The sequence below is a fragment of the Bacillus sp. FSL L8-0199 genome (genome assembly GCF_038005705.1).
In the GTDB taxonomy this organism is placed as follows: Bacteria; Bacillota; Bacilli; order Bacillales; family Bacillaceae_G; genus Bacillus_A; species Bacillus_A cereus.
This window is the reverse complement of record NZ_JBBOTS010000001.1, coordinates 3,738,995-3,757,256: the sequence shown is the minus strand read 5'-3', so window position 1 is coordinate 3,757,256 and position 18,262 is coordinate 3,738,995. Positions and strand designations below refer to the sequence as shown.

Sequence of the window (18,262 nt, the reverse complement as noted above, 5' to 3'; positions counted from 1 at the left end):
TTTTTAGAAAGAATCATATGTAAGCATAATAAGGGAGAAAAGTTGATTTTTTATTTCTAAAAACTGTATATTGAAGAGGAATATTCCTATATACGTAAAGGAGGGCTATAAATGAAACTAATGGAACAACAACTACATGAGTTAGATGGTTTGCGCGTACATATTATTCCGACTGATAAATATAAAACGAATACCTTTGTATTTCGTTTTAAAGCGCCTTTAAATGAGGAGACGGTGACAGAGCGTGCCCTATTGCCATACGTATTGCAAAGTGCGACAGAAAAATTACCTTCTGTAATTCGTCTTCGTCAATATTTAGAAGAATTATACGGATCTTCTTTAGCGGTAGATGTAAGTAAAAAAGGGGAAGACCATATTATCTCCATTTATGTAGACATTGCAAATGAATTTTACTTACATGATGCACCACCGTTATTTGAAAAAGCGCTTTCTATGTTGTCAGATATTGTGTTACGTCCAGCAACGGAGGGCAACGGTTTCCTATCTTCTATCGTAGAAAGTGAAAAAAGAGCACTGTTACAGAGAATTGAAGCTACTTATGACGATAAAATGCGTTATGCAAACGAGCGTTTAATTGAAGAAATGTGCAAAGTAGAACCGTATCGTTTAAGTGCAAATGGAAAAAAAGAGAGTGTTATGTCTATTACAAATGAAAGTCTGTATCAATATTATCAAAAGGTGTTAGCGGAAGATGAAATGGATCTATATATTATTGGTGATATTTCAGAAAACGCCGTTGATCTTGTAAGTAAGTATTTTTCTATTTCAGCTCGTCCAGTGAGAGAAAGAAATGTACTCCTTCATAGACGAAATAATGAAGAAAAAGAAGTTGTTGAAAAACAAGAATTAAAACAAAGTAAATTACACATCGGTTATCGTACATTTGTCACATATAAAGATGAAGATTATTTTGCATTGCAATTGTTCAATGGATTGTTTGGTGGCTTTTCTCATTCGAAGTTATTCGTAAATGTGCGTGAAAAAAATAGTTTAGCGTACTATGCAGCATCGCGCTTTGAAAGTCATAAAGGTTTATTATTTGTTATGTCAGGAATTGAAGCGAAAAATTATGAAAAAGCAGTTGAGATTATTAAAGAACAAATGCTTGCGATGCAAAACGGAGAGTTTTCTGAAGAAGAAATACATCAAACAAAAAGTGTCATCCAAAATCAAATATTAGAGGCAATTGATACACCACGTGGCTTTGTAGAAATGCTATATCATGGTATTATTTCAGATCGTACACGTCCAGTTGAAGAATGGCTTACAGGTATAGAAAGTGTGACAAAAGAAGAAATTGTAAAAGTTGCTAAAAATATTGAACTAGATACAATTTACTTTTTACAAGGAACGGAGGGAGAGTAAATGGAGAAAATTGTTTATGAGCAATTAAAAGAAACACTCTATTATGAAAAACTTCCTAACGGATTAGATGTATATGTTTTACCGAAACAAGGATTTAATAAAACATTTGCGACGTTTACGACGAAATATGGTTCTGTAGATAATACATTTGTACCATTAGGGAAAGAAGAAATGATTCGTGTGCCAGATGGGATTGCACATTTTCTTGAGCATAAATTATTTGAAAAAGAAGATCACGATGCTTTCCAATTGTTTAGTAAACAAGGAGCATCGGCAAATGCTTTTACATCCTTCACACGAACAGCTTACCTTTTTTCAGGTACTTCAAACGTAGAACAAAATTTAAATACATTGCTAAACTTCGTACAAGAGCCCTATTTCTCTGAAAAAACGGTTGAAAAAGAGAAGGGGATTATTGGGCAAGAAATTCAAATGTATCAAGATAACCCAGATTGGCGTTTGTACTTTGGGTTAATTGATAGCTTATTTGTAAAACACCCAATTAAAATTGATATTGCGGGGACAATCGAATCTATTAGTAAAATTACGAAAGATTTATTATATGAATGTTATGAAACATTTTATCATCCGAGCAATATGTTATTATTTGTTGTGGGTGCAATTGATCCAGAGAAAACAATGGATTTAGTACGTGAAAATCAAGCGAAAAAAGATTATAAAAACCAGCCAGAAATTGTGCGTTCATTTGAAGAAGAACCAAATGAGGTAAATGAAAAGAAAAAAATTATTTCAATGCCTGTGCAAACGCCGAAATGTTTAGTTGGTATTAAAGCGACTAATTTAAAAGAAAAGGGGCAAGCGCTTTTAAAACAAGAAATTGCGCTTACGTTACTTTTAGATTATTTATTTGGAAAAAGTTCGGTTCATTACGAAGCTTTATATAATGAAGGACTTATTGATGATTCATTCTCGTATGACTATACAGAAGAAAATAACTTCGGTTTTGCAATGGTTGGTGGTGATACGAAACAACCTGATGAATTGGCAGATCGTTTAAAAGATATTTTATTAAAAACAGATTATGATCAATTAGATGCGGCGGCATTAGAACGAGTGAAGAAAAAGAAAATTGGTGGTTTTTTACGCTCTTTAAATTCACCAGAATATATTGCAAATCAATTTACACGATACGCGTTTAATGAATCTAGCCTATTTGATGCATTGACTGTATTAGAAGGACTAACCGTTCAAGACTTACAAGAAGTAGCGGGATTATTGTTATCAGAAGAAAAAATGAGTGTTTGTCAGGTGTTACCGAAAAAATAAAATTTTAAAGATACCCTCATCTTATCATTGAAAAATTGTAAGATGAGGGTATTATTTAGTTGTGTGAAAATTGAAGTTGTAGAGATAAGAGAGGGAATTTATGAAAAAGTATGCGTTAGTAACTGGAGGGAGCGGAGGGATTGGCTCTGCTATTTCGAAACAATTAATTCAAGATGGATATACAGTTTATGTTCATTACAATAACAGTGAAGAAAAGGTATTGGAATTGCAGAAGGCATGGGGAGAAGTTATCCCTGTTCAAGCTAATTTAGCTTCTAGTGATGGAGCAGAACGATTGTGGGGACAAATTGAACATCCTATTGATGTTATTGTATACGCAGCGGGGAAGAGTATTTTTGGATTAGTAACAGATGTAACAAACGATGAATTGGATTATATGGTAGAACTTCAAGTGAAGAACGTATATAAATTACTTTCTATGGCACTTCCGCCTATGATCGGGAGAAGAAGTGGTAATATTGTAATTGTTTCATCTATATGGGGACAAATAGGGGCTTCTTGTGAAGTACTTTATTCAATGGTAAAAGGGGCGCAAAATTCATATGTGAAAGCTTTAGCGAAAGAAGTTTCTTTAAGTGGATTACGTGTGAATGCAGTAGCACCAGGAGCAATTGAAACGGAAATGTTAAGTGTTTTTTCTGAAGAAGATAAAATGGGAATTGCTGAAGATATACCATTAGGTAGAATAGGATTACCAGAAGAAGTAGCGAAAACAGTTTCATTTCTCGTATCACCAGGAGCGTCTTACATAACTGGACAAATTATCGGAGTGAATGGCGGTTGGCACTGCTAAAAAATTCTTACATAAAAAATGAATAGTTGCACAAATTAAGGATGATTTTATTACTCAATAGTGAGGTGCTTAATTATGTCAGTATTAGATAATTTTGATCAGTGGAAGAGCTTTTTAGGAGAACGTTTAGAGCAAGCGCAAGACAAAGGTTTAGATGGCGGTGCGGTATCAGATATGGCATTTCGTGTTGGCGACTATCTTGCTAATGAAGTAGAAGGACGCAATGACCAAGAGAAATTATTAGCTGAGCTTTGGAAAGTTGCTGATGAACAGGAGCAACATACAATTGCAAATTTAATGGTTAAGTTCGTACAACATAAGTAAAAGTAGAGAGGAGATTCTCCTCTCTACTTTTTTTGTATAATAATTACACAGGATAGATTATACATTTAGCTTCCCTATTAGGGTGAAATCATATAATATAGTACGTAGGTGTAAAGTAAGCAAGGGGAGTGATCTTGGATGATTGAATGGTATTTTGAATATGAAATACATAAAAACCGACCTGGCTTGCTTGGTGACGTTTCTTCGTTAATCGGTATGCTCGGCATTAATATTGTCACAATTAATGGTGTAGATAATGCACGACGTGGGTTACTCCTCATGTGTGATAATCAAGAGCAAATCTCTAGACTTGAATCAATTTTAAATACGATGGATAACATAACGGTAACGAAATATCGTCCGCCCAAGCTAAGAGATAAGCTAGCGGTTAGGCATGGTAGGTATATACAACGAGATGCAGATGATAAGAAAACATTTCGATTTGTGCGTGATGAATTAGGCTTACTTGTAGACTTTATGGCAGAAATCATGAAAAAAGAAGGCCATAAACTAATTGGGATACGCGGAATGCCTCGTGTCGGAAAAACAGAATCCATTGTTGCTGCAAGTGTTTGTGCAAATAAAAGGTGGTTATTTGTATCATCTACTCTTATTAAGCAAACTGTTCGCAGTCAATTAATTGAAGATGAGTATAGCGATGACAATATTTTCATCCTAGATGGAATTGTGTCAACGAAGCGTGCTAACGAAAGACATTGGCAGCTCGTTCGTGAAATTATGAGATTGCCTGCAACGAAAGTTGTGGAACATCCTGATGTATTTGTGAGTCAGTCAGAATACACATTGGATGATTTTGATTATATTATCGAGTTGCGTAACGATTATGATGAAGAAATTCAATATAATTTAGTAGATGAAATTGAGCAAGGTACGCAAAATAATTTCTCTATGTTTGACTTTTAAAGAAATATTGAGGTGTTAGTAGTGACGGAATTGGGACAAAAGCTGAAAGAAGCAAGAGAAGCGAAAGGCTTGTCTATTGATCAGCTGCATGAGATTACAAAAATTCAAAAACGCCATTTAGTGGCAATTGAAGAAGGCAATTATGATGTATTGCCAGGAGCTTTTTATGCGCGTGCATTCATTAAACAATACGCAGATGCGGTTGGATTAAATGGAGAGGAACTGCTTGTAGAACATCAGAGTACGATACCACAATCTGAAAAGCGTGAAGTTCCACAAGTATCAACGGGACAAAAAACACAAGAAACAATGCAAAAATCTTCATCATGGCCAATTGCAGATCACATGCCGAAAATCTTAGTTGCGCTGTTAGTTATCGCAGTTGGAGTGGTAATCTGGTTTGTGTTTCAAGCGTTAACTGGAAAAGATGATGAAAAAGTTCCAAGCGCTCAAAGTGAGAAAATTGAAGTTCAAAAAGCGAAAGATTCTCCGTTAGATACGAAGAAAGATGAAGTGAAAGCGGAAGAGCCAAAAAAAGAGGAACCAAAGAAAGAAGAACCAAAGAAAGAGGAGCAACCAGCACAACCAATTGGACAGCAAGAAGTGAAAGTAGTTGGAACAACTGGAAAGGTATCTACTTTGGAAATTCATAATAATAAAACATTAGAACTGGAAATTTCAGCTAAGGGTACAAGTTATGTAGATGTTAAGGATGATGCGGGTAACGAAATTCTAAACACTACAGTACAAAGCGGTCAAACAGAGAAACGCGATGTATCAACATTAAAAGAAGTACGACTTAATATTGGAAGTGCACCGAATGTTGAAATTAAACTGAATGGCCAAGTGCTTGCTTTCCCGTTAGATCCACAAAAAGAATATCACCAAAGATTGGTGATTAAAAACCAAGGGATAGAGCAACCAGCACAATAACAGTCATCGCTTCGATGACTTTTTTTCGATGAACAAATGTTTTTGATATGATGGAGGAATAGCTGTGAATTTACCAAATAAAATTACAATATCTAGAATCTTCTTAATTCCAATTTTTATGGTAATTATGTTAGCGCCCTTTGATTGGGGTTCATACAAAATTGGTGATGTTGATTTGCCAATTCAACATTTAGTGGGGGCACTTATCTTTATCATTGCTTCAGCTACAGATTGGATTGATGGACATTACGCAAGAAAGTATAATCTTGTAACGAATTTAGGGAAGTTTCTTGACCCGTTAGCTGATAAATTGCTTGTTTCGGCAGCACTTATTACATTGGTAGAGATGCAATATGTACCGGCTTGGATTGTTATTGTAATTATCAGTCGTGAGTTTGCTGTAACAGGTTTACGTCTTGTACTTGCTGGAACAGGGGAAGTAGTTGCAGCAAATCAGCTAGGAAAAATTAAGACATGGACACAAATTATTGCGATTGCAGCATATTTATTACACGATGTACCTTTAAATTTAATCCATATTCCAGTTGCGGATATCTTCATATGGATTGCATTAATCTTTACTGTTATTTCAGGATGGGATTATTTCTGGAAAAATAGAGCTGCTTTTGTAAACTCAAAATAGAAGTTTATGGGGGAATTGGGATGAATGCTGAGATTATTGCGGTTGGAACTGAATTATTACTTGGACAAATTGCAAATACAAACGCCCAGTTTTTATCTGAAAAGTTAGCTTCAATCGGAATTAACGTGTACTATCATACTGTTGTTGGTGATAATAATAAGCGACTGCAAAAGGCGATTGCAGCTGCGGAAGAACGTGCTGATATACTTATTTTTACAGGTGGATTAGGACCGACAAAAGATGATTTAACGAAAGAAACGATAGCTGCTAGTTTAGATGAAGAGCTTGTGTATGATGAAAAGGCATTAGCCTTAATAAGTAATTACTTTAAGCGTACAGGCCGTGAATTTACGGAGAATAATAAAAAGCAAGCGCTCGTTTTAAATGGAGCAACAGTATTTGCAAATAACCACGGTATGGCGCCAGGTATGGGGGTAAATAAGAACGGAAAAGTTTATATTTTATTACCAGGGCCGCCAAAAGAAATGAAACCAATGTATGTAAGTTATGTAGAGCCTTTTTTACGTAATTTTACAACAGGAGAAAACATTTATTCTCGTGTGCTTCGTTTCTTTGGTATTGGGGAGTCCCAATTAGAGGTGAAAGTGCAAGATTTAATTGATGGACAAACAAACCCAACAATTGCCCCATTAGCAAATGATGGAGAAGTGACATTACGTTTAACCGCTAAGCATGAAAATGTTAGGAAAGCGGAGAAACTAATTCAACATGTGGAAGATTTGATTTTAGAAAGAGTAGGAGAATTTTTCTACGGATATGACCAAGAATTTTTGCATTATAAGGCAATCGAGTTATTGAAGAGAAAAGGGTTAACTTTAGCGTGTGCAGAAAGTTTAACAGGTGGTCTTTTTGGAAATCAAGTAACTGAAAACGCTGGTGTTTCTTCTGTATTTAAAGGCGGTGTCATTTGTTATCATAATGATGTGAAGCAACATGTTTTACGTGTGCCTGAAGAAGTATTGCATACTGATGGTGCAGTTAGTAAAGAATGTGCTCGTTATCTTGCTGAAAATGTTAAGGATGTACTAAAAGCGGATATCGGAATTAGTTTCACTGGGGTAGCAGGGCCAGATGCTTCAGAACAGAAAGAACCAGGAACAGTATTTGTTGGGCTTTCGATTAAGGATGAACCAACTGTAGTCTTTCCTCTTAATTTAAGCGGAAGTCGTCAACAAATTAGAGAACGAACAGCAAAATATGGATTTTATCATTTATATAAAAAGCTAGAAGAGATATAAGTTTCTTCTAGTTTTTTTTACGGTTAAATTTAGATATTATTTGATAGAAAATAAAAAAATCGAATAAATGTTCGATTTTTGTTGGCAAATTGAATTGAAAATAGGTATAATAAGATTAGCAATTCAGTTAAGGAGGAATTTTGAATGAGTGATCGTCAAGCGGCGTTAGATATGGCGTTAAAACAAATAGAGAAGCAATTCGGTAAAGGTTCAATTATGAAATTAGGAGAACAAGCAGAGCGTAGAGTTTCTACGGTTTCTAGTGGTTCTTTAGCACTTGATGTGGCACTAGGAGTAGGCGGATATCCACGTGGCCGTATTATCGAAATTTACGGACCTGAAAGTTCAGGTAAAACGACAGTTTCATTACATGCAATTGCAGAAGTACAACGTCAAGGTGGACAAGCAGCATTCATCGATGCGGAGCACGCAATGGATCCTGTATATGCACAAAAATTAGGCGTTAACATAGATGAATTACTATTATCACAGCCTGATACAGGGGAACAAGGATTAGAAATCGCGGAAGCACTTGTACGAAGTGGTGCGGTTGACATTATCGTAATTGACTCTGTAGCAGCTCTTGTACCGAAAGCAGAGATTGAAGGCGACATGGGTGACTCACACGTAGGTTTACAAGCACGTTTAATGTCACAAGCACTTCGTAAGCTTTCAGGAGCAATCAACAAATCAAAAACAATTGCAATCTTTATTAACCAAATTCGTGAAAAAGTTGGGGTTATGTTCGGAAATCAACTACAAGTTGCTTAATCGAAAAGATTAAGGAGTTTACCATGGGTTTCCCTTGCTAGTGATAGCATGTTAAAAAACCTTGTGAACCTTATTGCCTAAGGGTGTAACTATCCATATAGTTGCTAACGGTGAAGCCCACCATTATTTAGGGTAATACCGTGCCAAGCTCCATAGTGATATGGGGAAGGTGTAGAGACTACCGAAAAGGACTTTTAGTTAACTGAGTAGGGTACGGCAGATGATAGGCTACTGCTGGAAGTGCAAGGCTCTCTGTAAAGAGATGAAGAGATAGTCCGGACTATAGAGATGGAAAATCTATAGATAGTGCCAGAAACAACTCCAGGTGGTCGTGCGTTGAAATTCTATTCAACTGTCCGTCTTGAAGTGCGTCGTGCGGAGCAATTAAAGCAAGGTAACGACATCGTTGGTAATAAAACAAAAGTAAAAGTAGTAAAAAATAAAGTAGCACCACCATTCCGTGTTGCGGAAGTTGATATTATGTACGGAGAAGGTATTTCAAGAGAAGGTGAAATCTTGGATATGGCTTCTGAGCTTGATATTGTTCAAAAGAGCGGTGCTTGGTATTCTTATAATGAAGAACGCCTAGGACAAGGTCGTGAAAATTCGAAGCAGTTCTTAAAAGAAAATACAGATTTAAGAGAAGAAATTGCCTTCTTTATTCGTGAGCATCACGGAATTAGTGAAGATTCTGGTGCTGAGGGCGCAGAAGATTCAACTCTTCTTGATTAAAAAAATAAAAGACACGGCCTCGTGTCTTTTATTTTTTTATCTACTATTAAGGAGCATAATACTATAGATAAAAATATTTTTTTACTTCAAATGGGTTGTGTAAAGAGGGATATTTTAATATTTTAAGGAAAAGAAATGGGAATTACTAAGGTTTTCCAGTATAGTAGGCTCCTTACTTTTTAAATTTAGGTCACATTCAAGGCTGAAGGTAAAGAAAGTAAAAGTAGACAACGCTTGACAATGAAAATTACGATAGATACAATGAGAATGTATATTTTTTCTTATATACAATATACTCTTCTCAAGAAGAGAAGTAATATTCGGAGTAAGGTTTAAATCTTACCGAAATAATAATATGACATTTTAATTGTGAAATGAAGAAAGTCCCTTAAAAAAGCGGGACGACGGTCTTTGCTGTATGTTGTAATTCAATGTACATGCCGACAGTCTTTTTTCATTCATAGCAAGGGGAGGTGAAATCATGACGAGTACAGTTTGGATACTCATCTCCATTTTGCTTGCAACAGTCGGTGCAGTTGTTGGCTTTTTTGTTCGAAAGTCTATTGCTGAAGCGAAGATTAATGGTGCGGCTAATGAAGCGAGACGTATTTTAGACGAAGCGAATCGTGATGCTGAAGCACTTAAGAAAGAAGCGCTTTTAGAAGCAAAGGATGAAATTCATACACTTCGTACAGAAGCTGAATTAGAAATTCGTGACCGTAGAAGCGAATTACAAAAACAAGAAAATCGTTTAATGCAAAAAGAAGAGAACCTTGATCGTAAAGACGAAACGCTCGATAAACGTGAGCAACAGTTAGAGAAGAAAGAGGAATCTCTTGTAGCGAGACAACAACAGATTGAAGAGTTGGAAAGCAAAGTGGGAGAGTTAGTTCAAAAGCAACAAACAGAATTAGAGCGCATTTCCAATCTGACACGCGAACAAGCGAAAGCAATTATTCTTGGTAAAGTAGAAAGTGAAGTTTCTCATGAAATCGCTGTTATGGTAAAAGAAAGTGAAGTTCGCGCGAAAGAAGAAGCGGATAAGAAAGCAAAAGAGATTTTATCTCTTGCAATGCAAAGATGTGCAGCTGATCATGTTGCTGAAACAACCGTTTCGGTTGTAAATCTTCCAAATGACGAAATGAAGGGACGTATTATCGGGCGTGAAGGTCGTAATATTCGTACGTTAGAAACGTTAACGGGTATTGACTTAATTATCGATGATACACCAGAGGCGGTAATCCTTTCTGGATTCGACCCAATTCGTCGTGAAACAGCTCGTATCGCTCTTGATAAATTAGTACAGGACGGACGTATTCACCCAGCGCGTATTGAAGAGATGGTCGAAAAATCAAGACGTGAAGTGGACGAGTATATTCGCGAAGTCGGAGAGCAAACAACGTTTGAAGTGGGTGTTCACGGATTACACCCAGATTTAATTAAAATTTTAGGTCGTTTAAAATACCGTACAAGTTATGGTCAAAACGTCTTAAAACACTCTATGGAAGTTGCATATTTAACTGGACTTATGGCAGCAGAGCTTGGCGAGGATGAAAAACTAGCAAGACGTGCTGGTCTATTACATGATATCGGAAAAGCGATTGACCATGAAGTAGAAGGTAGCCACGTTGAAATTGGTGTTGAACTCGCAACGAAATACAAAGAGCATCCTGTAGTTATAAACAGTATCGCATCTCACCATGGTGACACAGAACCAACTTCTATCATTGCAGTTTTAGTTGCAGCAGCAGATGCTTTATCAGCTGCAAGACCGGGAGCTCGTAGTGAAACACTTGAAAACTATATTCGTCGTCTTGAAAAGTTAGAAGAGATTTCAGAGTCTTATGAAGGCGTTGAAAAATCATTTGCAATTCAAGCAGGACGTGAAGTTCGTATTTTGGTAAAACCAGATACAATCGATGACTTAGAAGCTCATCGTTTAGCTCGTGATATCCGAAAACGTATTGAAAATGAACTGGATTACCCAGGACATATTAAAGTAACTGTTATTCGTGAAACACGTGCAGTGGAATACGCAAAATAAAGTGGTGAAACACCACTTTATTTTTTTGTGTTGGAATTGGATAAAATAAAGACAGTTAGTTATATAGCATAAAAGTGAAACAAACTTATAATAAAGATATTATAAGGAATTTACTTGATGCTATAGCAATAAAAAATGCAGTACATAGAAAGGGTAAGACATATGAGAATATTATTTGTTGGGGATGTAGTAGGATCTCCTGGTAGAGGTATGATTCAACAATACGTACCGGCATTAAAGAAAAAATATACACCTACAGTAACAATCATTAATGGAGAAAATGCAGCAGGTGGCCGTGGGATTACAGAAAAAATATATCGAAACTTTTTAGAGTGTGGGGCGCAGGCAGTTACACTTGGAAACCACGCTTGGGATAATCGTGAAGTATTTGAATTCATCGATGATGCAAAATATCTTGCAAGACCAGCTAACTTCCCAGAAGGAACTCCAGGAAAAGGACTTATCTTTGTGAACTGTAATGGAACAGAAGTTGCAGTTATTAATTTACAAGGACGTACTTTCCTTCCTCCAATTGATTGTCCATTCCGTAAAGTGGATGAATTAATTAATATTGCGAAAAAACGTACGAATATTATATTTGTTGATTTCCATGCGGAGACTACAAGTGAAAAACAAGCGCTAGGTTGGTATGTAGATGGACGTGCTACAGCAGTAGTAGGTACGCATACGCATGTCCCTACAGCGGATAACCGTATTTTACCAAGCGGAACGGCATACATTACAGATGTTGGGATGACAGGGCCGTATGACGGAATATTAGGTATGGACAGAGAAGCAGTATTGAAGAAGTTTTTAACAAACTTACCAGTACGATTTGAAGTAACAAATGGTAGAACGCAATTAAGTGCAGTGTTAATTGATGTGGATCCAAATACAGGAAAAGCAAAGAAAATTGAACGTATTTTAATTAATGACGATCAACCATTTTTTGAGTAAATTTTCGTTAAATTTTAGATGAGTTATTATATTTTAATTTTTTAGAAAAATTACGAAAATTTAGCAGGAATACGCGCCATTCCTCGTGAATATAAGTTAAAGTGAAATAATTGCTAATACTTTTTAAAGAAACGAGGAGGAAACGCGGAATGGAAATATTAAAAGTTAAAGCAACGTCGGTCCCTAATTCTGTAGCTGGTGCACTTGCAGGTGTTATTCGCGAACGCGGAACAGCAGAAATTCAAGCTATTGGTGCAGGTGCATTGAACCAAGCTGTAAAGGCAGTAGCAATCGCAAGAGGATTTGTAGCGCCTAGTGGTTTGGACCTGATTTGTATCCCAGCGTTTACAGATATTATGATTGATGGCGAAGAGCGTACAGCAATAAAATTAATTGTAGAACCTCGTTAAGTTTAAACAACCTGTTTGCAGTATGCAAACAGGTTGTTTTTATAATGGAGGAATGAAAATGAAAATTTTTGATGCTCATTGTGACGTGCTTCTTCAGTTATGGAATGCACAAGGGAAAAGGAATTTTAAAGATGATTCACAATTACATATTACATTTGAACAGTTAAAGAGAAGAAAAGGAAGTATACAATGTTTTGCTATATATGTACCAGAAACAGTGGCATATGAAAACCGATTTGAAGTAGCATTACAAATGGTAGATATTTTTTATAATGAAATTTTATCCCTACCAGGTGTGAAGTTTATTCAGACAAAAGATGATATTAACATATTAAAACAGGACGAGATTGGAGCGATATTAACAATTGAAGGATGCGAAGCAATTGGAAAAGATGCAATGAAATTACGGTTGTTGTATCGCCTAGGAGTACGTTCTTTTGGACTAACATGGAATTATGCCAATCTCTTAGCTGATGGTGCGCTAGAGACACGTGGGGCGGGTTTAACGACTTTTGGTAAACATGTTGTACAAGAACTGAATGCATTACATGTATGGACTGATGTGTCTCATTTGAATGAAAGAAGTTTTTGGGATGTTATAGAGATTGCAAAAAATCCTATTGCTTCCCACTCAAATTGTATGAAACTTTGCGAGCACCCACGTAATTTAAACGATGAACAACTTAAAGCTCTTATAAAGCGAAATGGCATGATTGGTGTCACTTTTGTACCGCAGTTTCTAACAAATGAAAAACAAGCGAATGTAGCAGATATAGTAAGACATATCGAATATATTTGTTCATTAGGTGGAGAGCGCAATATAGGATTTGGTTCTGATTTTGATGGGATTTTAGAAACAGTTGTAAATGTATCAGCGTATCGAGATTATGAAAATGTAATGAATGAGCTTTGTAAACACTATGCTGCATCTACTGTAGAACGATTTTTATATGATAATTTTGTAGAACATATGAGTTTTTAAATTTCGATTTAAAATTCAGAAAAATCAAAATTAATTCATTTGATTTTATTGCTTTTTTTAAGACCTAATACTAGAATGAAAAACAAAAAAGCTTTATACTAAAGATTCAGGGAAATCAGAAGAGGCATAATTTGCGTCCGTTGTAGTTTATTTGCATAAAAAATGCTAAACTATTACTGTAAAAAAATACACTACAATGAATGCAGCCAAAAGGGGTGTAGGAGATGATTAGTCAACTTTCATGGAAAGTTGGAGGCCAACAAGGTGAAGGAATTGAAAGTACAGGAGAAATTTTCTGTATTGCATTAAACCGATTAGGATATTACCTATACGGTTACCGCCACTTCTCATCACGTATAAAAGGCGGCCATACAAATAATAAAATTCGTGTAAGTACAACAGAAGTACGAGCGATCTCAGATGATTTAGATATTTTAATTGCTTTTGACCAAGAAACAATTGATTTTAATTTCCACGAACTACGTCCAGGTGGAATTGTAGTTGCGGATGCGAAATTTAATCCAACAATACCTGACAATACAGATGTAAATCTATATGTGATACCGTTTACAGATATTGCTTCAGAATTAGGCACATCATTAATGAAAAACATGGTTGCTGTTGGAGCATCAAGTGCAGTATTAGGATTAGATGAAACAGCTTATTTAGATGTTGTTGAAGAAATCTTTGGTCGTAAAGGAGAGCAAGTCGTTCAAAAGAATATGGACGCAATTAAACGCGGCTCTCAATATATGAAAGAATTACTAGGTGAGAAAGTAAACATGATGCAGCTTGAAAAAGCTGATGGTAAAAAACGCATGTTTATGATTGGAAACGATGCAATCGCATTTGGTGCGGTAGCTGGTGGTGCTCGTTTTATGTCAGCATACCCAATCACACCTGCATCAGAAATTATGGAATACTTAATTAAAAAATTACCGAAAGTCGGCGGAACAGTAATCCAAACTGAGGATGAAATCGCAGCTTGTACAATGGCAATCGGTGCAAACTATGCTGGTGTTCGTACATTAACGGCATCTGCTGGTCCTGGTCTTTCATTAATGATGGAAGCAATCGGTTTAGCGGGTATTACAGAAACCCCATTAGTAATTGTTGATACACAACGTGGCGGCCCAAGTACAGGATTACCAACGAAACAAGAACAGTCTGACTTAATGGCGATGATTTACGGTACGCATGGTGAAATTCCAAAAATCGTAATGGCGCCAAGTACAGTTGAAGAAGCTTTCTATGACATTGTAGAAGCATTTAACTTATCTGAAGAATATCAAGTTCCTGTTATTTTCTTAACAGATTTACAGCTTTCGTTAGGAAAACAAACAGTAGAACCACTTAAATTAGATAAAGTGGAAATTCGTCGTGGTAAGCTTGATTTAGAAGCAGAATTACCAGAACGTGAAAATAAAGCATACTTCAAGCGTTATGAAGTAACAGAAGACGGCGTTTCACCACGTGTTTTACCTGGTATGAAAAATGGTGTTCACCATGTTACAGGTGTAGAACATGATGAAACTGGAAAACCGTCGGAATCAGCAATAAACCGTAAAGATCAAATGGACAAACGTTTCCGTAAAATGGAGAACTTGAAGTTTAATACCCCTGTTTATAAAAATGTTAAGCATGAAGAAGCAGACGTATTGCTTGTTGGATTTAACTCAACTCGTGGTGCGATCGAAGAGGCAATGACGCGTTTAGAACAAGAGGGTATGAAAGTAAACCATGCTCATGTGCGTTTAATTCACCCGTTCCCAACAGCTGAAATCGATCCACTTGTGAAAAAGGCGAAGCGTGTTGTAGTAGTAGAAAACAATGCAACAGGTCAGCTTGCTAACATTATGAAAATGAATCTTGGTAATGGTGAGAAAATTTCTAGTCTTTTAAAATATGATGGAAACCCATTCTTGCCGAAAGAGATTTACAACGAATGCAAAAAAGGGGTTGTATTAAATGGCAACATTTAAGGACTTTCGTAACAGTGTAAAGCCAAACTGGTGCCCAGGTTGCGGAGACTTCTCAGTGCAAGCTGCAATTCAACGTGCGGCAGCTAACGTTGGCCTAAATCCAGATGAACTTGCTGTTATTTCTGGTATCGGCTGTTCAGGCCGTATTTCAGGTTATATTAATTCATATGGTGTGCATAGTATTCATGGTCGTGCCCTTCCGATTGCACAAGGTGTGAAAATGGCAAATCGTGATTTAACAGTTATCGCTTCAGGTGGTGACGGTGATGGATTTGCGATTGGTATGGGACATACAATCCATTCTATTCGTCGTAATATCGACATTACGTACATCGTAATGGATAACCAAATTTATGGATTAACAAAAGGGCAAACTTCACCACGTAGTGAAGCTGGATTTAAAACGAAAAGCACACCACAAGGTTCAATTGAACCATCACTAAATGTAATGGAAATGGCCTTAACAGCTGGTGCGACATTTGTGGCGCAAAGCTTTTCGAGTGATTTAAAAGAATTAACACAAATTATTGAAGCTGGTATTAACCATAAAGGATTTTCATTAATTAACGTATTTAGCCCATGTGTTACTTACAATAAAGTAAATACTTACGATTGGTTTAAAGAGAACTTAACGAAACTAAGCACAGTAGAGGGATATGATCCATCTAATCGCATGATGGCTATGCAAACTTTAATGGAAAATAACGGTTTAGTAACAGGGTTAATTTATCAAAATACTAAGCAACCATCATATCAAGAACTTGTTAAAGGCTATAGTGAAGAGCCTTTAGTGAAATCTGATTTAAATATGGATCAGAAAATGTTTGATGAGCTTGTTGCTGAATTTATGTAATGTAAGAAAAAAAGGTTGCCGATTTGGCAACCTTTTTTTATGTACAAAATATAGGGTAGCCTTATTTACTTAGAAAATTCAGAATGATAAAATAATATATAAATCGTTGTATGAAAATGGCAAGTTCATTGCTTATGAAATGTAAGGTAATAAAAGGCCTTTGTATTGTTAAGATTGGCGAAACACGTCATACTATGGTAATGTTTATAGGGATAAAGCAATATGCTTTTGGGTAGGACAACAAGAAATGATAAAAAGGGAATGTCTATTTGCGTGGGGAAGACTTCATTCTTATGAATGATTAGATTGATTACTCAAGTTTCAAAGGACAAGTTATCTCTCCAGCTATCTAACCATTTTTGAGGTGAGTCTAAGCGCATTAAAATGGACTATAGAGTGTGTATAGTTAAGGGTGAAAGGAGATTACCGATGAACGAGCAACAACGATTAGCAAGTCAACAAGCAAATTCCTCTATGAAAAAAGAAGAGAAAGATTATAGTAAATACTTTGAAAGTGTATATCAACCACCTTCCTTAAAGGATGCGAAAAAGCGTGGGAAAGAAGAAGTTAAAATTGAACGGGATTTTGGCTTACCTGAAGAGTTTCGCAATTTTGGTACAGGAAGAAAGTTCTATATTCGTACATATGGTTGTCAAATGAATGAGCATGATACGGAAGTAATGGCAGGTATTTTCACAGCACTTGGATATGAACCAACTTTTTCAACTGAGGATGCAGATGTAGTTTTATTAAACACTTGTGCAATTCGTGAAAATGCTGAAAATAAGGTGTTTGGTGAGCTAGGCCATTTAAAGTCACTCAAACGAAGAAATCCAGACCTTTTAATTGGTGTATGTGGTTGTATGTCTCAAGAGGAATCTGTTGTAAATAAAATTATGCAAAAAAATCAGCATGTAGATATGGTATTTGGAACGCATAATATTCATAGACTACCGTACATTCTAAAAGATGCGATGTTCTCGAAAGAGACGGTAGTTGAAGTATGGTCAAAAGAAGGTGACGTAATTGAAAACCTTCCGAAAGTACGTCGTGGTGATATTAAAGCTTGGGTAAATATTATGTATGGCTGTGATAAATTCTGTACGTATTGTATTGTACCGTATACACGCGGAAAAGAGCGAAGTAGACGTCCAGAAGATATTATCCAAGAGATTCGTCATTTAGCTGCAAATGGTTATAAAGAAATTACGTTACTTGGACAAAACGTAAATGCATATGGTAAAGACTTTGAAGATATAGAATACGGTCTTGGCGATTTAATGGACGAACTTCGTAAAGTTGATATTGCCCGTATTCGTTTTACAACGAGCCATCCACGTGATTTCGATGATCACTTAATTGAAGTGCTTGGAAAAGGTGGCAACCTAGTAGAACATATCCATTTACCAGTTCAATCTGGAAGTACAGATATGCTGAAAATTATGGCACGTAAATATTCGCGTGAGCATTATTTAGAACTTGTAAGAAAAATTAAAGAAGCAATTCCAGATGTAGTATTAACAACAGATATTATCGTTGGTTTTCCAAATGAAACAGATGAGCAATTTGAAGAAACGATGTCGTTATATCGTGAAGTAGGGTTTGATACTGCCTTTACATTCATTTATTCTCCTCGCGAAGGTACACCAGCTGCAAAAATGAAAGATAATGTACCGATGGAAGTAAAGAAAGAACGTCTTCAGCGTTTAAATACACTAGTAAATACGTTAGCAATTGAAAAGAATAGTCGTTACAAAGGTCAAATTGTAGAAGTGTTAGTTGATGGGGAAAGTAAAAATAATCCGGAAGTACTTGCAGGTTATACTCGTACGAATAAACTTGTAAACTTCGTCGCTTCAAAATCTTTAATTGGTCAGCTTGTGAAAGTGAAAATAACGGAAGCAAAAACTTGGTCTCTTAACGGGGAATTAGTTGAAGAGCCGATTGAGGTGAAATAATA

At 36.1% G+C, this 18,262-nt stretch carries 15 protein-coding genes and 2 pseudogenes; all 17 read left to right on the top strand.

Going from position 1 to position 18,262, the window contains the following annotated elements; translation table 11 throughout:
- The first annotated feature begins 111 nt into the window (after positions 1-111).
- The 17 genes and pseudogenes from yfmF to miaB all read left to right on the top strand — a co-directional run bounded on the left by yfmF (position 112) and on the right by miaB (position 18,260).
- Entirely contained in the window at positions 112-1,386 is a 1,275-nt protein-coding gene (gene yfmF, locus NST86_RS19150; RefSeq protein ID WP_016118520.1) for an EF-P 5-aminopentanol modification-associated protein YfmF, read from the top strand.
- Entirely contained in the window at positions 1,387-2,673 is a 1,287-nt protein-coding gene (gene yfmH / locus NST86_RS19145) for an EF-P 5-aminopentanol modification-associated protein YfmH (RefSeq protein ID WP_000411983.1), read from the top strand.
- A 100-nt stretch (positions 2,674-2,773) separates the two neighbouring features.
- The gene (ymfI, locus tag NST86_RS19140; RefSeq protein ID WP_000759607.1) at positions 2,774-3,487 is read left to right on the top strand and encodes an elongation factor P 5-aminopentanone reductase; all 714 of its coding nucleotides are present in this window, start codon (positions 2,774-2,776) and stop codon (positions 3,485-3,487) included.
- 75 nt (positions 3,488-3,562) lie between these two features.
- Positions 3,563-3,811: a DUF3243 domain-containing protein gene (locus NST86_RS19135; protein ID WP_000114450.1), complete on the top strand. Its 249-nt coding sequence runs from the start codon at positions 3,563-3,565 to the stop codon at positions 3,809-3,811.
- A gap of 138 nt (positions 3,812-3,949) precedes the next feature.
- On the top strand, positions 3,950-4,735 hold the full coding sequence (locus NST86_RS19130) for a DUF3388 domain-containing protein (protein WP_000574107.1): 786 nt from the start codon (positions 3,950-3,952) through the stop codon (positions 4,733-4,735).
- 21 nt (positions 4,736-4,756) lie between these two features.
- Entirely contained in the window at positions 4,757-5,668 is a 912-nt protein-coding gene (locus NST86_RS19125; RefSeq protein ID WP_016118519.1) for a helix-turn-helix domain-containing protein, read from the top strand.
- Positions 5,669-5,732: 64 nt separating this feature from the next.
- A complete protein-coding gene (gene pgsA / locus NST86_RS19120; RefSeq protein WP_001052967.1) occupies positions 5,733-6,311 on the top strand; it encodes a CDP-diacylglycerol--glycerol-3-phosphate 3-phosphatidyltransferase in 579 nt (192 codons plus the stop codon).
- A 20-nt stretch (positions 6,312-6,331) separates the two neighbouring features.
- Positions 6,332-7,570, top strand: coding sequence for a competence/damage-inducible protein A (locus tag NST86_RS19115; protein ID WP_227593086.1), 1,239 nt, complete (start codon positions 6,332-6,334; stop codon positions 7,568-7,570).
- Between the two features lie 144 nt (positions 7,571-7,714).
- A pseudogene (gene recA, locus NST86_RS19110) lies at positions 7,715-8,323 on the top strand (recombinase RecA); the annotation flags it as partial.
- A gap of 327 nt (positions 8,324-8,650) precedes the next feature.
- Positions 8,651-9,073: pseudogene (locus NST86_RS19105) on the top strand (recombinase RecA); the annotation flags it as partial.
- A 481-nt stretch (positions 9,074-9,554) separates the two neighbouring features.
- Entirely contained in the window at positions 9,555-11,117 is a 1,563-nt protein-coding gene (gene rny / locus NST86_RS19100) for a ribonuclease Y (protein WP_000204911.1), read from the top strand.
- A gap of 162 nt (positions 11,118-11,279) precedes the next feature.
- Positions 11,280-12,074: a TIGR00282 family metallophosphoesterase gene (locus NST86_RS19095; protein ID WP_001221095.1), complete on the top strand. Its 795-nt coding sequence runs from the start codon at positions 11,280-11,282 to the stop codon at positions 12,072-12,074.
- Positions 12,075-12,223: 149 nt separating this feature from the next.
- Entirely contained in the window at positions 12,224-12,484 is a 261-nt protein-coding gene (gene spoVS / locus NST86_RS19090) for a stage V sporulation protein SpoVS (RefSeq protein WP_000404341.1), read from the top strand.
- 58 nt (positions 12,485-12,542) lie between these two features.
- Entirely contained in the window at positions 12,543-13,466 is a 924-nt protein-coding gene (locus tag NST86_RS19085; RefSeq protein WP_227593087.1) for a dipeptidase, read from the top strand.
- A 224-nt stretch (positions 13,467-13,690) separates the two neighbouring features.
- On the top strand, positions 13,691-15,448 hold the full coding sequence (locus NST86_RS19080; RefSeq protein ID WP_000625417.1) for a 2-oxoacid:acceptor oxidoreductase subunit alpha: 1,758 nt from the start codon (positions 13,691-13,693) through the stop codon (positions 15,446-15,448).
- Positions 15,435-16,301 carry a 2-oxoacid:ferredoxin oxidoreductase subunit beta gene (locus NST86_RS19075; protein ID WP_000190155.1) on the top strand — a complete coding sequence of 289 codons (867 nt, stop codon included), beginning with the start codon at positions 15,435-15,437 and terminating at the stop codon, positions 16,299-16,301. The genes NST86_RS19080 and NST86_RS19075 overlap by 14 nt, the downstream gene beginning before the upstream one ends.
- A 429-nt stretch (positions 16,302-16,730) precedes the next feature.
- Positions 16,731-18,260 carry a tRNA (N6-isopentenyl adenosine(37)-C2)-methylthiotransferase MiaB gene (gene miaB, locus NST86_RS19070; RefSeq protein WP_001005375.1) on the top strand — a complete coding sequence of 510 codons (1,530 nt, stop codon included), beginning with the start codon at positions 16,731-16,733 and terminating at the stop codon, positions 18,258-18,260.
- Positions 18,261-18,262 lie beyond the last annotated feature (2 nt).

Bases quoted from the DNA above. Each gene is read 5' to 3' on its own strand.
- yfmF (WP_016118520.1), top strand. From the start codon at position 112: ATGAAACTAATGGAACAACAACTACATGAGTTAGATGGTTTGCGCGTA.
- yfmH (WP_000411983.1), top strand. From the start codon at position 1,387: ATGGAGAAAATTGTTTATGAGCAATTAAAAGAAACACTCTATTATGAA.
- ymfI (WP_000759607.1), top strand. From the start codon at position 2,774: ATGAAAAAGTATGCGTTAGTAACTGGAGGGAGCGGAGGGATTGGCTCT.
- NST86_RS19135 (WP_000114450.1), top strand. From the start codon at position 3,563: ATGTCAGTATTAGATAATTTTGATCAGTGGAAGAGCTTTTTAGGAGAA.
- NST86_RS19130 (WP_000574107.1), top strand. From the start codon at position 3,950: ATGATTGAATGGTATTTTGAATATGAAATACATAAAAACCGACCTGGC.
- NST86_RS19115 (WP_227593086.1), top strand. From the start codon at position 6,332: ATGAATGCTGAGATTATTGCGGTTGGAACTGAATTATTACTTGGACAA.
- rny (WP_000204911.1), top strand. From the start codon at position 9,555: ATGACGAGTACAGTTTGGATACTCATCTCCATTTTGCTTGCAACAGTC.
- NST86_RS19095 (WP_001221095.1), top strand. From the start codon at position 11,280: ATGAGAATATTATTTGTTGGGGATGTAGTAGGATCTCCTGGTAGAGGT.
- spoVS (WP_000404341.1), top strand. From the start codon at position 12,224: ATGGAAATATTAAAAGTTAAAGCAACGTCGGTCCCTAATTCTGTAGCT.
- NST86_RS19085 (WP_227593087.1), top strand. From the start codon at position 12,543: ATGAAAATTTTTGATGCTCATTGTGACGTGCTTCTTCAGTTATGGAAT.
- NST86_RS19080 (WP_000625417.1), top strand. From the start codon at position 13,691: ATGATTAGTCAACTTTCATGGAAAGTTGGAGGCCAACAAGGTGAAGGA.
- NST86_RS19075 (WP_000190155.1), top strand. From the start codon at position 15,435: ATGGCAACATTTAAGGACTTTCGTAACAGTGTAAAGCCAAACTGGTGC.
- miaB (WP_001005375.1), top strand. From the start codon at position 16,731: ATGAACGAGCAACAACGATTAGCAAGTCAACAAGCAAATTCCTCTATG.